Source organism: Kitasatospora sp. NPDC059817 (assembly GCF_042731835.1).
Taxonomy (GTDB): Bacteria; Actinomycetota; Actinomycetes; order Streptomycetales; family Streptomycetaceae; genus Kitasatospora.
Window position 1 is genome coordinate 1,564 of record NZ_JBHWIR010000017.1, and the last position, 14,520, is coordinate 16,083.

The 14,520-nt window shown below is 72.9% G+C and carries 15 protein-coding genes; 4 read left to right on the forward strand and 11 right to left on the reverse strand.

The features are described 5' to 3' along the window. From ACFV61_RS06190 to ACFV61_RS06230, 9 genes are all read right to left on the reverse strand, one after another. Window positions 1-1,191: chitinase (locus ACFV61_RS06190; protein ID WP_380490367.1), on the reverse strand; the 1,191-nt coding region annotated here is incomplete at its 3' end. 697 nt (window positions 1,192-1,888) lie between these two features. Further along, window positions 1,889-2,497 carry a hypothetical protein gene (locus ACFV61_RS06195; protein WP_380424724.1) on the reverse strand — a complete coding sequence of 203 codons (609 nt, stop codon included), beginning with the start codon at window positions 2,495-2,497 and terminating at the stop codon, window positions 1,889-1,891. Window positions 2,498-2,629: 132 nt separating this feature from the next. After that, window positions 2,630-3,571, reverse strand: coding sequence for an ABC transporter substrate-binding protein (locus ACFV61_RS06200; protein WP_063349904.1), 942 nt, complete (start codon window positions 3,569-3,571; stop codon window positions 2,630-2,632). A gap of 39 nt (window positions 3,572-3,610) precedes the next feature. Next, entirely contained in the window at window positions 3,611-4,288 is a 678-nt protein-coding gene (locus ACFV61_RS06205) for an ABC transporter permease (protein WP_063349905.1), read from the reverse strand. Further along, entirely contained in the window at window positions 4,285-4,953 is a 669-nt protein-coding gene (locus ACFV61_RS06210; RefSeq protein ID WP_063351516.1) for an ABC transporter permease, read from the reverse strand. The genes ACFV61_RS06205 and ACFV61_RS06210 overlap by 4 nt, the downstream gene beginning before the upstream one ends. Further along, window positions 4,943-6,112 carry an ABC transporter ATP-binding protein gene (locus ACFV61_RS06215; RefSeq protein WP_380490369.1) on the reverse strand — a complete coding sequence of 390 codons (1,170 nt, stop codon included), beginning with the start codon at window positions 6,110-6,112 and terminating at the stop codon, window positions 4,943-4,945. The genes ACFV61_RS06210 and ACFV61_RS06215 overlap by 11 nt, the downstream gene beginning before the upstream one ends. A 398-nt stretch (window positions 6,113-6,510) precedes the next feature. Further along, window positions 6,511-6,897, reverse strand: a complete 387-nt coding sequence (locus ACFV61_RS06220) for a rhodanese-like domain-containing protein (protein WP_063349906.1) — start codon at window positions 6,895-6,897, stop codon at window positions 6,511-6,513. Next, the gene (locus ACFV61_RS06225) at window positions 6,891-7,487 is read right to left on the reverse strand and encodes a cysteine dioxygenase (protein ID WP_380490371.1); all 597 of its coding nucleotides are present in this window, start codon (window positions 7,485-7,487) and stop codon (window positions 6,891-6,893) included. The genes ACFV61_RS06220 and ACFV61_RS06225 overlap by 7 nt, the downstream gene beginning before the upstream one ends. 194 nt (window positions 7,488-7,681) lie before the next feature. Continuing rightward, on the reverse strand, window positions 7,682-7,759 hold the full coding sequence (locus ACFV61_RS06230; RefSeq protein WP_106981192.1) for a putative leader peptide: 78 nt from the start codon (window positions 7,757-7,759) through the stop codon (window positions 7,682-7,684). 403 nt (window positions 7,760-8,162) lie between these two features. On the opposite strand from ACFV61_RS06230, the gene ACFV61_RS06235 reads away from it, so the two are divergent. From ACFV61_RS06235 to ACFV61_RS06245, 3 genes are all read left to right on the forward strand, one after another. Next, entirely contained in the window at window positions 8,163-9,005 is an 843-nt protein-coding gene (locus ACFV61_RS06235) for a nitrilase-related carbon-nitrogen hydrolase (protein ID WP_063349907.1), read from the forward strand. A gap of 11 nt (window positions 9,006-9,016) precedes the next feature. Beyond that, complete coding sequence (hydA, locus tag ACFV61_RS06240) at window positions 9,017-10,447, forward strand: dihydropyrimidinase (RefSeq protein ID WP_380490373.1); 1,431 nt, start codon at window positions 9,017-9,019, stop codon at window positions 10,445-10,447. Window positions 10,448-10,523: 76 nt separating this feature from the next. After that, on the forward strand, window positions 10,524-11,555 hold the full coding sequence (locus ACFV61_RS06245; RefSeq protein WP_380424713.1) for a TIGR03842 family LLM class F420-dependent oxidoreductase: 1,032 nt from the start codon (window positions 10,524-10,526) through the stop codon (window positions 11,553-11,555). A 353-nt stretch (window positions 11,556-11,908) separates the two neighbouring features. Here the strand turns inward: ACFV61_RS06245 and ACFV61_RS06250 are convergent, their stop codons facing one another. Beyond that, window positions 11,909-13,153 carry a glycosyltransferase gene (locus ACFV61_RS06250; protein ID WP_380490375.1) on the reverse strand — a complete coding sequence of 415 codons (1,245 nt, stop codon included), beginning with the start codon at window positions 13,151-13,153 and terminating at the stop codon, window positions 11,909-11,911. Window positions 13,154-13,331: 178 nt separating this feature from the next. On the opposite strand from ACFV61_RS06250, the gene ACFV61_RS06255 reads away from it, so the two are divergent. Next, window positions 13,332-13,598: a GlsB/YeaQ/YmgE family stress response membrane protein gene (locus ACFV61_RS06255; protein WP_063349911.1), complete on the forward strand. Its 267-nt coding sequence runs from the start codon at window positions 13,332-13,334 to the stop codon at window positions 13,596-13,598. 87 nt (window positions 13,599-13,685) lie between these two features. Here the strand turns inward: ACFV61_RS06255 and ACFV61_RS06260 are convergent. Then, a partial coding sequence (locus tag ACFV61_RS06260; protein WP_380490377.1) for an ADP-ribosylglycohydrolase family protein occupies window positions 13,686-14,520 on the reverse strand: 835 nt, incomplete at its 5' end.

Sequence of the window (14,520 nt, forward strand, 5' to 3'; positions counted from 1 at the left end):
GACGCCGGCCGGGGCGCCGCTGACCGACAGGTTGAGGTTCTGCGCCGAACCCGCCGTCACCGCCGTGGCGATGGCCGCGGACGTGGACGAACCAGCGGTGACCGTCGCGGAGTTGGGGTTGACGGCCACGGAGAAGTCGTTGGTCACCGTCGATCCGCTGGTGAACGGCGCGAAGATGTGGGTGAAGTCCCAGGTGTTCTGGCTGATGCCGGAGCAGGAGTCGTCCCCCGCCTTGCCCGGGCAGCCGCCGTTGTCGCGCTGGAGCGCCCAGAAGGACAGCGTGTTGATGCCCTTCGACACCGCCCAGTTGTAGACGGTGGTGGCGTTGGCCACGGTGAAGGTCTCGGCCGCGCCGTAGTCGTCGATGCCGGGCATCTCGGTGATCCCGATCGAACCCCACAGCTGGGCGGGGGTCTTGGTCGGGTAGAGCTTGGCGAGCTGGTTGTAGAGGCCCTGCGCGGAGGTCTGGGTGTCGGCCGCCATGTCGTGGGTGGCGCCGTCGTAGTAGTCGAAGGTCATCATGTTGACGACGTCGATCCGGGCGTTGTTGCTGACCGCGTTCTTCAGCACGGCGAGGCCGCTGGAGGCCAGGCCGGTGGTGGTGGTCGGCAGCGTGTAGGAGAACTGGACGTTGCGCCCGTTGGCGGCTGCCCAGTCCTGCACGATCTTGATCGCCTTGTTGCGGCGGTCGATTCCGGCCGTGTTGGTCAGTGAGTTGTCCTCGATGTCGAGGTCGATCCGGCTGACGTCGTAGGTGGTGACGAGGTTCTCGAAGGCTGCCGCGATCTGGTTGACGTCGGTGCAGCTGTCGGCCAGTTCGGTGCCGGTGTTGTCGGCGGTGTAGCCGCCGAAGGAGGGGATCACGTCCCCGCCGTTGGCCCGGATGGTGGCGATGTCGGCGCCGAAGGTCGAGGAGGAGACCGGCTTTGAGGTGTCGCCGTTCCAGTACGGGGTGCAGGAGCCCTTGGTGGCGGCCTGGAGGAACGCCATCGTCAGGTGCTTGGCCCCGGACTGGGCGGCCAGGGTGGCGGGGCTCTGCCCGGTCCAGGACTCGAAGTAGGGGGCGAAGACCCGGCTGGGGAGCGGGGTCGCGGCCTGGGCGGAGCCCGTCCCGGCGGCGACCAGGCCAGCCGACGCGGCCAGCGTGGCACAGGCCGTCAGGGCCGCCTGGATGGTTCTGCGTAGACGCATGGATTCTCCAACATACGTGGTGGGGCAGGACGTTGGGGATACGCGCATGATCGGGGCGCGACGGCCGTGTGGGGTCGGCCGCGCGGGCCCGGACGTGCGGACGTGTGGGTGTGCGGGTGTGCTGACGTGCGGGACTGCTGGGTGTCCGGATGTGCGGGTGTCCGGGGGTGCGGGCGCGCGGAAGCCCACCGACTCGCGCGGAGGCGGGTGGCGGGTACGCGTGTGCGCACGCCGTACGGAGCGGGGGTGGTGCGGGACAGGGCAGGGCAGGGCAGTGCCTCAGCCGCCGGTGGTCACACCCCCACAGTGCATCCCGGTCGGATCGACATGCTTATGGTTGGACTAGACCACTGGTCTGTCAAGAGACCTAACAGTTCGTCAACACACCGCCCCCGTGGCCGAAGGGCCGCCCGATCGGCCGGGTGTGCGCGGTGCGGCCGGGGCTGTGGAGGTGGGCGGTGCGGCGGAGGTGGCCGGTGGTGCGGGGTGGCCGCGCTGCCGAAGGGCGGATGCACCGAAAAGTGGCGCCGCCGAAGAATGGAGGTGCCGTGGCCGCGCGCCCGGGCCGGGGGGGGGCGGCGCCGGGGGGCGGGGGGGGTGGGGCCCCGGGGGGGGGGGGGGGGGGTGCGGGGGCCGCCCCGCCCCCCCGCCCGGCCCGGTGCTCAGGACACCGGGCGGTTCGGGTGGCCGTTCCGGGTCACGCCGGCGGCGGGCAGAGGGTGGTCCGCAGCGCGTCGTTGATCTTCGCGGCGGTGTCCGGTCCGAAGCCCTGCGGGTGGTCGGGCGAGGTGAAGCGCTGGTTGGCCAGCTCGACCAGCTTCGACTTGTCCTTGGGGAACTGGAACAGCGCCTGGCACTGGTTGCGGGCCCGGTCCACGGCCTGGTCCGGCTTGCCGCCGACGATTGCCGGGTCGATCGCGTCCAGCGCGGCGACCAGCTTGCCGGTCAGGTCGGTGCCCGGCTTGCCGGGCAGGCCGGCGTCGCTGGGGGGCGTGGGCTTGGCCGGGGCAGGGGCTCCGGGGGAGCCTGCGTCAGGGGCGGGGGCCGAGGGGCTGTCGGGTGCGGGCGCCGAGGGGGCCGCGGGCGTCGAGGGGGAGGCGGCCGGGTCGGGCGCGGAGGCCGAGGGCGACTCGGGCGTCGGCGGCGTCGAGGCGGTGCCGGGGGTGGGGGCCGAGGCGGCGGCGGGGGTGGTGGGGGAGCCGGCCGCGGCGGTGGCCGGGTGGGGGCCCGGTCCGGAGCTGGAGCAGGCAGCGAGGCTCACCGCGGCGAATGCCGTGAGGGTGGCGGCGAGGAGACGAGTGCGCATGGCGTCACACTGTCATGTCCGCGGCGTCGAAGGGAAGATCCTCCCGCGAGCGCGGACGGCCCGGGAGGGGGACCTCCCGGGCCGCCGGCCCGCCGCGTCCGCAGGGCGCGCAAGGCGCCCGCCGAGGCGTCATCAGCCGAGGCCGTTGGCCTTCAGCCAGTCCTTGGCCACCGCCGACGGGTCGTCCTTGTCGATCGCGACGCGCTTCATCAGCGCCGTCAGCCCCGCCGTGTCGAGCTTGGCCGACACGGCGTTGAGGGCCGCCGTCGCGGTGGGGTTCACGCCTGCCTTGTTGACCAGCGGGGTGACGTTCTGCGCGCCGAAGAGGTTCTTCGGGTCGGTCAGCGGGACGAGCTTCAGCTGGGGGATCTTCGGGTCGGTGGTGAACACGTTGCCGACCTGGATGGTGCCGTCCTTGAGCGCGTTCGCGGTGGCGTCGCCGGTGGGCTTCCACTCCTTGAAGTTCAGCCCGTAGACGTCCTTGAGCTGCTGCTCGCGGCGGGACTTGAACTCCGGCGGACCGCCTATCGTGAACTCGCCCGCCTTGGCGGCCAGGTCGGCGATGCTCTTGAGGCCGTACTTGTCGGCGTTCTCCTGGGTGACGCTGAGCGAGTCCTTGTCCTCGGCGGGGGAGGAGTCGAGGATCCCCAGCGCGGCGGGCAGCGTCTTGGTCAGCGCCGCGTTCACCTCCTCGGTGGTGGCGGCGGTGGACTTGGCGTCCAGGTAGGCGAGCAGCGAGCCGTTGTACTCGGGCAGGACGCTCAGGCTGCCGCTCTGGAGCTGCCCGTAGAGCACCTCGCGGCTGCCGATGTTGAACTTCTCCTCGACCTTGACGCCCTTGGCCTTGAGGGCCTGCGAGTAGATCGAGCCGAGCAGCACGTTCTCCGGGAAGTTCGCCGAGCCGACGACCACCGTCGAGCCGGCGCCCGCGCCCGAGGCGGCGGGGGAGCCCGTCGCGGAGCCGCCGCCGAGCGGGTCGCCGCCGCCGGAGGAGCCGCAGGCGGTGGCGCCGAGGGCGAGCGCGGCGAGCGTGCCGAGGACGACGGCGCGCCTGCTTCCGTGGTTTGTCGACATGGTGACAGATGTCCTTCCGGAGAGGATGGGGAACGAGGTTCAGCGGGCCCGGCGCTGGGCGCGCATCCCGGGCGGGAGCGCGTACCGGGCGAGCAGGGCGAAGAACAGCTGGGCGCCGACCGCGAGCAGCACCACCAGCAGCGCGCCGCCGACGGTGACGGCGTACTTGCGGGTGGCCAGCCCGTCGATGACGTAGCGGCCGAGGCCGCCCAGTCCGACGTAAGCGGCCACGGTGGCGGTCGCGATCACCTGGACGGTCGCGGTGCGAAAGCCCGCCAGCAGGGTCGGCGCCCCGGACGGCAGGCAGACCTGCCACAGCACCTGCGGGTGGGTCAGCCCGATGCCGCGCGCCGCGTCCCGGACGTCCGGGTCGGTGCCGCGCACCCCCTCGACGGCGGCCACCAGCAGCGGCGGCGCGGCGAGCGCGACCAGCGGGATCAGCACGGCCGTGTCGCCGACCCCGGCGAGCAGCACCGCCAGCGTCACCAGGCCGAGCGTCGGCAGGGCGCGGGTGGCACCGGCGAAGGCCGTCACGAGCGTGACGCCGCGCCCGGTGTAGCCGATCAGCAGCCCGAGCGGCACGGCGAGCAGCGCCGCGAACAGCAGGGCCTCGCCGGAGAGCACCAGGTGCTCGGTGATCCGGTGCACGATCGAGTCCGGGCCGCTGCGGTGGTCGGGGGCGGAGAAGAAGTCGCCCAGCCAGTTCAGCCAGTTCACGAACCGGCTCCCTTCTCCCGGACGGCCCAGGGCGCGAGCAGCCGGCGGGCGCCCACCAGCAGCAGGTCGACGGCCAGCGCGAGGACGGCGATCAGCGCGATGCCGGCCACGATCGGGGTCGGGAAGGTGCGCTGGAAGCCGTCGATGAACAGGTAGCCGAGCCCGCCGCGCCCGATCAGCGCGCCGACGCTGGCCAGCGAGATGCTGGACACCGCCGCGACCCGCAGCCCGGCGATCAGGTACGGCACGGCGGCGGGCAGCTCGACGGAGGTCAGCCGGTGCCACGGCCCGTACCCCATCGCGGTGGCGGCCTGCCGGACCGGGTCCGGGACGGCGCGCAGGCCGTCCACGGTGGTCGGCAGCAGCACGGCGAGCGCGTAGAAGGTGAGCGGGATCATCACCGTGGCCTGGGTGGCGAGGCCGGTGTAGGGGATGAGCACCACGAACACGGCCAGCGAGGGCAGCGCGTAGACGACGTTGAAGACGGCGGACAGCGGTTGGTACAGCCGGGGGAAGCGGGTGCAGGCCAGGCCCAGCGGGACGGCCAGCAGCAGGCCGATCAGCACCGGGAGCAGGGCGATCACGGCGTGGTCGGCGAGCAGGCCGCCGAGGTAGCCGAGGTGGTCGCCGATCCAGTACCAGCGGACGATCGGTTCACCGTCCACCGGCCGCCCCGTCCGTGAGGTCACCGGCCGCTGTGCCGGCTGCCGCACCGCCCGCCCCGTCCACAGCGCCACGGGCCGCCGCGCCGGCCGCCGCGTCCGCCACCGCGATGGCCATGGGAGTGGCCACGGGGGTGGACAGCGCGGCGAGGACGGCCTCGCGGCTCGCGGTGCCGGTGGCCCGCCCGTCGGCGTCCAGGGCCACGGCGGCCCCGGCGGGGGAGAGGACGGCGGCGTCCAGCGCGGTGCGCAGGGTGTCGGTGTCCGGCCGGTAGCCGGAGACCGGGTGCAGTTCGGCGGTGGCGGCGTCGCGGTCGATCCAGCCGATCGGGCGGCGCTCGTCGTCCAGCGTCAGCTCCCAGCCGCCGTAGCGCAGCCCGTCGGCCACCGGGCGGACGGCGACGGTGGTCGCGGGGCGCAGGGCGAGGCCGCGCAGGCCCCGGTCGCGGCCGAGGAAGGCGGCCACGCCGTCGTCCGCGGGGGTGGTGAGCAGGGTGTGCGGGTCGGCGAGCTGGGCGATCCGGCCGTGTTCGCGCAGGACCACCACCTGGTCGCCGAGCCGGACGGCCTCCTCGATGTCGTGGGTGACGAACAGCACCGTCTTGTGCAGCTCGGACTGGAGCCGCAGCAGTTCCTCCTGGAGCCCGGCGCGCACCACCGGGTCGACGGCGCTGAACGGCTCGTCCATCAGCAGCACCGGCGGGTCGGCCGCGAGGGCGCGGGCCACGCCCACCCGCTGCTGCTGGCCGCCGGACAGCTGGAACGGGTACCGCTTGCCGGTCTCGGGCGCGAGCCCGACCAGTTCGAGCAGTTCGGCGGCCCGGGCGCGGGCCTTCTTGCGGTCCCAGCCGAGCAGGTAGGGCACGGTGGCGACGTTGTCGATCACCTTGCGGTGCGGGAAGAGGCCGGCCTGCTGGATCACGTAGCCGATGCCACGGCGCAGCTTGGCGGGCTCCAGTTCGGCGACGTCCGTGTCGTCCAGCAGCACCCGGCCCGAGGTCGGCTCGACCATCCGGTTGACCATGCGCAGCAGGGTGGTCTTGCCACACCCGGACGGTCCGACCAGGACGGTTATCCGACCGGTCGGGACGTCCAGGTCCAGGCCCTCGACGGCGATGGTGCCATCGGGGTGGCGCTTGCCGGCGCCCTCGAATCTGATCACGGGGAGTTTCCTCGTCAGGGCGCCCCGGGGAGGCGGCGCCTGTTTCGGTCGTACGGTTGATGGCGGTTTGTCGACAAGCGGCGACGGCGTGGGCCGTACCGGCCGCTGCCGTGACGGCGTCTGTCGGATCGACCGCCCGGGCGTTCTTCCGCCCGCGTGGCTGCCCAGCTTCGGACCGGCGGAAACTCTGATCAGACTATGACCTGCATCATCTCCTGTCTCTCACTTACCACCCGGCACGGGGCCCAGAGCCCGCCGCCGGACGGCCGGGGCCGACCGGGCGCCCGACGTTTCGGCAGGTCAGAGGGTCGGGGCGCGGACACCCTGACGGCGGGTCGAGGGCTCGCGCCCCGGACGATCAGCCCGTCAGCCGCCGAGCGCTCCAGCCCTCCAGGCTCTCAGCCGCCCCGGCGCGTCGGCAGCCCGGAGGCCGCCCAGCCGACGAAGCCGCCGTCCAGATCGGTCGCCCGGTGCAGCCCCAGCTCGCGCAGCGAGGCCGCCGCCAGGCTGGAGGCGTACCCCTCCGAGCAGACCACGATCACCTCGACGTCGTAACCCGACGCCTCGGGGATCCGGTGACTGCCCGTCGGGTCCAGCCGCCACTCCAGGACGTTGCGCTCGATGATCAGCGAGCCGGGGATCTCCCCCTCCGCCGCCCGCTGCGCCGCCGGACGGATGTCCACCAGCAGCGCGCCGTCCAGCTGCGACTGGTACGCCTCCCGGGCGCGCGGACGGTGGACGCCCTCGCGGGCCCGCTCCACCAGGTCGTCGATCGTGGTCACCATTGCTCCGGTCCTTCCTCCGAGGTGCGGACGAGCCCGCCGGCCCGCAGGTCGTAGTGCGCCATCGAGCCCAGCGGGGGCGAGTAGGCGTGCAGGGTCACGGCTGGGCCGGACGCGGTGTTGCGCACGTCGTGCACGTACTCGGGGCCGAAGGCGCGGGCGGTGCCGGCCGGGACCCGGCGGATCAGCAGGCCCTGCTCCGGCCCGCCGAGGGACAGCTCCTCCAGCTCGCCGAGGGCGACGGCGAACGCGCCGCGCGAGCCGCCGTGGTCGTGGAAGCCGGTGGACTGGCCGGGCAGCCAGCTGATCAGCCACACCTCGTGGTCGTCGTCGGCCACCAGCCGCTGGTACCAGCGCTCCTCGGTGGAGAGCCGGACGAGGTGGATCCACTGGTCGGGCTGTTCGGCCAGTTCTCGGACGACGGCGCGCAGGGCGCTCGGGGTGAGCGGCGCGCGGGCCTCCGCGGTGGCGGTGGCGGTGGCCCTGGCTGTTCTGGCCAGTGCCGATGCCAGTGTTGGTGCCGCTGCCGCTGCCGCTGCCGGGGTCGGGGCTTGGGCGGCAGCGGGTTCGTCGGGGGCGAGGTTCAGGCTCATGGGGGCGTCCTCGGGTGCAGCGGGAACGTCGGCGGGGTGCGCCCTGGTCCGGCGGCGGGCGAGGGCACGGGCCGACGGAGCGGCACTGCACGCGCGGGTGCGCCGGGCGGGGCGGGAATCAGAACGCTGGGTGCGGGTGCGCGGCGCAGGCCCTGGCAGACGTCACAGGGCGGGGGCAGCGGGGAGAGCCAGGGTCAACAGGCACAGATGGAACTCGCCTGGCGTCGCAGATCGACGTGCAGGCGGCAGACCAGAGTGGTGCCGGTGTCCATGCGCCGGATCCTTCCCGAGCCAACCGGACGAAGTCAAGCCGGATGGGGCCGGCCGCCGCCGGCTGCGCCGCGCTACCCCACCCTGGCCGACCGGCCGTCGAGCCGTTCTGGACCGGAACCGCCGAACGGCACTCGCATGCGTAAGGACCCCACTTGCGGGGTAAATGATCGTTTCATCCCATCCAGGACCTTCCGCGTGTCCGCGTCACGAGATCGCCCCAGATGCGTTACCGCCAACGTATTGTCAGGCCACCGAGGCCCGGCCTACGGTCTACAGACCGCTTTCTACGCACGTAGACCCCTGCGGATCCCCGGCGGTCCGCAGACGAGACCCGCCCGCCCCGTCAACCCTCAGACCGCAGGCCCGACCCCATGGCCGGGCAGCGGAGTTGCGGAGGTATCCATGTCGCAGATCGTCCGTGCCGCGCTCGTCCAGACCCGCTGGACCGGCGACCAGGAGAGCATGATCGCCCTTCACGAGCGGTACGCCCGCGAGGCCGCCGCCCAGGGCGCGAAGATCATCGGCTTCCAGGAGGTCTTCAACGCCCCGTACTTCTGTCAGGTCCAGGAAGCCGAGCACTACCGCTGGGCCGAAGCCGTCCCCGACGGCCCCACCGTCCGCCGGATGCAGGATCTCGCCCGTGAACTCGGCCTGGTGATCGTCGTCCCGGTCTACGAGGAGGAACAGGCCGGGGTCTACTACAACACCGCCGCCGTCATCGACGCCGACGGCAGCTACCTCGGCAAGTACCGAAAGCACCACATCCCGCAGGTCAAGGGCTTCTGGGAGAAGTACTACTTCAAGCCCGGCAACCTCGGCTGGCCCGTCTTCGACACCGCCGTCGGCAAGGTCGGCGTCTACATCTGCTACGACCGCCACTTCCCCGAGGGCTGGCGCGCCCTGGGCCTGGCCGGAGCGCAGATCGTTTACAACCCCTCCGCCACCAGCCGGGGCCTCTCCGCCTACCTCTGGCAGCTGGAACAGCCCGCCGCCGCCGTCGCCAACGAGTACTTCGTCGCCGCCATCAACCGCGTCGGCACCGAGGAGTACGGCGACAACGACTTCTACGGCACCTCCTACTTCGTCGACCCGCGCGGCCAGTTCGTCGGCGACGTCGCCTCCGACAAGGAGGAGGAGCTCGTCGTCCGCGACCTCGACCTCGGCCTGATCGAACAGGTCCGCCAGCAGTGGGCGTTCTACCGCGACCGCCGCCCCGACGCCTACGGACCGCTCGCCGAGGCCTGAGGAGCAGCGCGATGACCACCCGCGACCCGCACCAGCGCATCATCGTCCGCGGCGGTCTCGTCATCACCGCCGCCGACGAACTCCACGCCGACGTCCTCATCGAGGGCGAACGCATCGCCGCCCTCGCCGCCACCGGCAGCTCCGCCGCCGAGGCCTGGAGCGCCGACACCGTCATCGACGCCACCGGCCACTACGTCATCCCGGGCGGCGTCGACGCCCACACCCACATGGAACTGCCCTTCGGCGGCACCTCGGCCTCCGACACCTTCGAGACCGGCACCCGGGCCGCCGCCTGGGGCGGCACCACCACCATCGTCGACTTCGCCGTGCAGTCCGTCGGCGGCTCGCTGCGCGAGGGCCTGGACACCTGGCACGCCAAGGCCGACGGCAACTGCGCCGTCGACTACGCCTTCCACACCATCGTCTCCGACGTCAACGAGAGCGTCCTCAAGGAGATGGACGCCCTCGTCGACTCCGGCGAGTCCACCTCCTTCAAGCTCTTCATGGCTTACCCCGGCGTCTTCTACAGCGACGACGGCCGCATCCTGCGCGCCATGCAGCGCGGTGCGGTCAACGGAGGGCTGACCATGATGCACGCCGAGAACGGCATCGCCATCGACGTCCTGGTCGAACAGGCCCTCGCCGCCGGGCACACCGCACCCCGCTACCACGGCGAGGTCCGCCGCGAACTCCTGGAGGCCGAGGCCACCCACCGGGCCATCAAACTCGCCCAGGTCGCCGGCAGCCCGCTCTACGTCGTCCACGTCTCCGCGGCCGCCGCCCTCGCCGAGCTCGTCCAGGCCCGCGACGCCGGGCTCAACGTCTTTGGCGAGACCTGCCCGCAGTACCTGTTCCTCTCCACCGACAACCTCGCCGAGACCGGTGCCGACGGCTTCGAGGGCGCCAAGTACGTGTGCAGCACGCCGCTTCGGCCGCGCGAGCACCAGGAGGCGCTCTGGCGCGGACTGCGCGCCAACGACCTCCAGGTGGTCTCCACCGACCACTGCCCGTTCTGCTTCACCGGGCAGAAGGAACTCGGCCGCGGCGACTTCTCGAAGATCCCCAACGGCCTGCCCGGCGTGGAGAACCGGATGGACCTGCTCCACCAGGCCGTCGTGGACGGGCACATCACCCGTCGGCGCTGGATCGAGATCGCCTGCACCACGCCCGCCCGGATGTTCGGGCTGCACCCGCGCAAGGGCACCATCGCGCCCGGCGCCGACGCTGACCTCGTCGTCTACGACCCCACCGCCGTGCAGACCGTCTCCGCCGCCACGCACCACATGAACGTCGACTACTCGGCGTACGAAGGCCGCCAACTCACCGGCCGCGCCCGCACCGTGCTCTCGCGCGGCACCGTCGTGCTGGACGGCGAAACCTGGCTCGGCCGGGCCGGCCACGGCACGTTCCTGCGCCGCGACACCTGTCAGTACCTGACCTGACCACTCTCCCGCACCGCCGCCCGGGCCCGTGCGCACGATTGCCCGGGCGGCGGAACCACCCTCCCCGGAGCCACCCATGGACATCGGCCTCGTCCTGCAGACCGACCCGCCCGCCCGCCTGCTCATCGACCGGATGATCCGCGCCGAACAGGCCGGGTTCAGCCACGGCTGGACCTTCGACTCCTGCGTCCTGTGGCAGGAACCGTTCGTCATCTACAGCCGGATCCTCGCCGAGACACGGCAGTTGACCGTCGGACCGATGGTCACCAACCCCTCCACCCGCACCTGGGAGGTCACCGCCTCCCTGTTCGCCACGCTCAACGACATGTACGGCAACCGCACCGTCTGCGGCATCGGCCGCGGCGACTCCGCCATGCGGGTCGCCGGACGCCGCCCCGCCACCCTCGCCCGGCTCTCCCAGGCCATGCACGCCATCAAGGAGCTGGCCGAGGGGCGGACGGTCGAGGTGGACGGCACCGAGATGCACCTGCCGTGGGTCGGCCCCGGCGCCGAACTCCCCATCTGGATGGGCGCGTACGGGCCGAAGGCACTCGCCCTGACCGGTCGTCAGGCTGACGGATTCATCCTCCAGTTGGCCGACCCGTACCTCACCGAGTACATGATCAAGGCGGTGCGGTCCGCCGCGGCCGAGGCCGGCCGGGACCCGGACGCCGTCACCATCTGCGTCGCCGCCCCCGCCTACGTGACCGCCGACGACTCGCCCGCCGCGCTCGCCCACGCCCGGGAGCAGTGCCGCTGGTTCGGCGGGATGGTCGGCAACCACGTGGCCGACCTGGTCAGCCACTACGGCGCGCACTCCGACCTCGTCCCGGAGGCCCTCACCGACTACATCAAGGGCCGCCAGGGCTACGACTACAGCCACCACGGCCGGGCCGGGAACCCCGACACCGCCTTCGTGCCGGACGAGATCGTCGACCGCTTCTGCCTCATCGGCCCGCCGCAGGCCCAACTCGCCCGCCTGGAGCACCTCCGCTCCCTCGGCGTCGACCAGTTCGCCGTCTACGCCATGCACGACGCCGTCGAGGCCACCATCGACGCCTACGGGACCGACATCATCCCGTACCTGTCCCGCCCACCTCAGGCGTAACGCCATTCGCGCAGAGGGGAGTTGCCCATGGCTGGGTTGAACTCTACCCGGCCGCAGGAGAGTTGCCGTCCAACGGCTACACCGACGACGACCTGTGGCCGGTCCCGGTGGCACGGCGCACCTGGACCACCTGCAACTTCCTGGCGCTCCGGGTCGGCCTCGGTGCTGTACCTCGCGCTGGGCGCGGCCTCGGGCGCCCGGCGGGCGGGTGCGACGGGCGGATGGGGGTGGGCGGCTGACAAGTGACAGCGAACGGATAACAGCAAACGGATGACAGCGAACAGATAACAGATTTCGAAATCTGTTATCTGTTATCTGTTCGCCGTCACTTGTTCACTGCCGTTTGCCCGCTGTCATCCGCCGGCCGCTGCCCGGTCGACGGCCGCCAGCACCTTCGCCGCGCCGTCCTCGGCCGCGAGCGTGGCGGCCGCCGCCCGGGCCTGGTCGCGGTAGCGGGGGTCGTCGAGAGTCTGGCGGATGGCGGCGGCGAGGCGCGCGGCGGTGAGGGCGCGCAGTGGTACCGGCCCGGGGGAGACGCCGAGGCGGGTGAGCCGGTCAGACCAGAACGGGGCGTCGAGCTGCGCCGGTACCGGGACGGCTGGCGTGCCGCAGCGCAGGGTGGCGGCGGTCGTGCCGGCTCCGGCGTGGTGGATCACGGCGGCCATGCGGGGGAACAGCCAGTCGTGCGGGGCGTCGCCGATGGTCAGGACGTCCTCCGCCTCGCCGGCGGCGAGGTCGCTCCAGCCCGACTGCAAGACGGCCCGGACCCGGGCGGCGCGGACCGCGGCGACCACCGTCGCGGTGAGCCTTCCGGGGTCGGGGACGACCAGGCTGCCGAAGCCGACGAAGACCGGCGGCGGTCCGGCGGCGAGGAAGTCGAGCAGTCGGGCCGGGGGTCGCCAGCCCGGATCCCGTGCCGGCCACCAGTAACCGGCCACGTCGAGCCCCGGGCGCCAGTCGGCGGGTCGCGGGACGACGGCAGGCGAAAACCCGTGCAGGACGGGGTACTTGCGCCTGGCACGGCTGGCGTCGAGTGGCGGCAGGCCGAGGCGGCGCCGCAGCCCGCGTGCGGCGGGGGCGAAGAGCTGGTCGGTCGCGACCTGGACGGCGTGCCCCGCGAGCAGGTTGCCCGGGCGGCCGAGTGAGCGGGCGCCGGTGACGGCGGGCGCGAACTCCCGCGTGGGGGAGAGCGGTTGGAGGTGCAGGCCGATGCTGGGAATGCCTGCGGCCTCGGCTGCGACCTGGCCGAGCGGGCTGGTGGTGCTGGTGGTGAGCAGCAGGTCGGTGCCGAGTGCCGTGGCGTCGGCGATGCCGTCGGCGAGCTCAGGCATGAACTTCCGCCCCAGCTGCAGCAGTTGTAGGACGGCTAGCGGTCCGGTGCCGGCCTGGAGCAGGCGTCGCCCCTCGGCGGAGGCGAGTTCGGCGCGCGGGTCGACCGGCAGCGGGCGGAACTCCAGCCCTGCGGTCCGCACCGAGGCGGCGAAAGTGGCGTGGGTTGCGACGGCCACCTGATGGCCGGCCGCCTGGAGGCGGGCGCCGAGCCCGGTGAACGGGGCCACGTCGCCCCGGGATCCGGCGGTGGCGATCAGGATGCGCATGGCCGCAGTATCCCGGCTCGGGCGCCCCGCCGGGAGGGTGCCTCGCCCGGAGCGGCCCGGTCCGGGGTGGCCGGTTCGGGCCGGTGCTCCCGCGGCGCCGGAACCGGGTGGTGGTGGGCGGCGTCCTTCCTGGCAGAGCGGCGGAACGGGGCCGTCGCGCCGTGGACGGGAGGGACAGATGAGCATCGTCGCGTGGATCGTGCTTGGCCTGCTGGCGGGGGCACTGGCCAAGCTGCTGCTGCCGGGAAAGGACCCGGGCGGCATGATCGTGACAACCCTGATCGGTATCGCCGGCTCCTTCGTCGGCGGTTGGATCGCCTCGCACTTCCTGCACAGGTCGGTGACGGCGCACTTCTTCGACATGGCGACCTGGGTGTCGGCGATCGGCGGCGCCCTGGTGCTGCTGATCATCTACCGGCTGGTGTTCGGCAGCTCCCGACGCTAGCCCGGGCGCCGGGAACCGGCCCCGCGCCGACGCGGACACGGTGTCGCGCAGCCGAGCCGGCCAGGCCCATGGGGCGGCCGGCTCGGCTCAGCGCGTCGGTGCCGACGCCTCCGTGGCCCACTCCGGCAGGTCCTCGCGGGCGGCCAGCCAGGCGGTCGGCACCTCGGCGAGGCCGGTGCGGGCGGCGACCACCCCGGCGGCGATCGCGCAGGTGGTGTCCATGTCGCCCCAGCCCTCCAGGGCGTGCCAGATCACCTCGGGCAGTGAGTCCAGGTGCCCGGCGGCGGACCAGAGGGCGAACGGGACGGTGTCCGGGGCGGAGATCATGAACCCGGAGCCGAGCACGTTGGCGGCCTGTCGGACGCTCGTGTGTCCGGGCAGCCGGGCGGCGATCCGCAGACCGGAGCGCACTTCGCTGTCGGGCAGGCGACCGGCCACCTCGGTCAGCAACTCGGCACGGCCGGGCGGGGTTTGGCCCCGGCTGCGGACGGCGAGTGCCGTGGCGAGGGCGACCGCCACCGCGCCCGCGACCGCCTCCGGGTGGAAGTGCGTGGCGAGCGTCTGGAGCTCGGCCTGCCGGGCGACGGAGTCCAGGTCGTCCGCGAACCAGGCGCCCAGTGGGGCGACCCGCATCGCGGCGCCGTTCCCGTACGAGCCCTGACCCTCGAACTGACGCGAGGTGATGGCGCGCCAGTCCCCGCCGGCGCCGATTTCATGTAGCACCCGGTGCATCGACGGGCCGTACTTGCGCCCGTACTCACGGGCGTACTCCTCGGCGAACTCGCCGGCCAGCGCATCCTGCCGGACCTCGCCCCAGGAGGCCAGGTGGCGGACGAGGACCAGCGCCATCGCGGTGTCGTCGGTCCAGTGCCAGGGCGACGGGCGGAGCCGGCGGGCGGCCAGCGCGGCGGGCGCCTCGTCG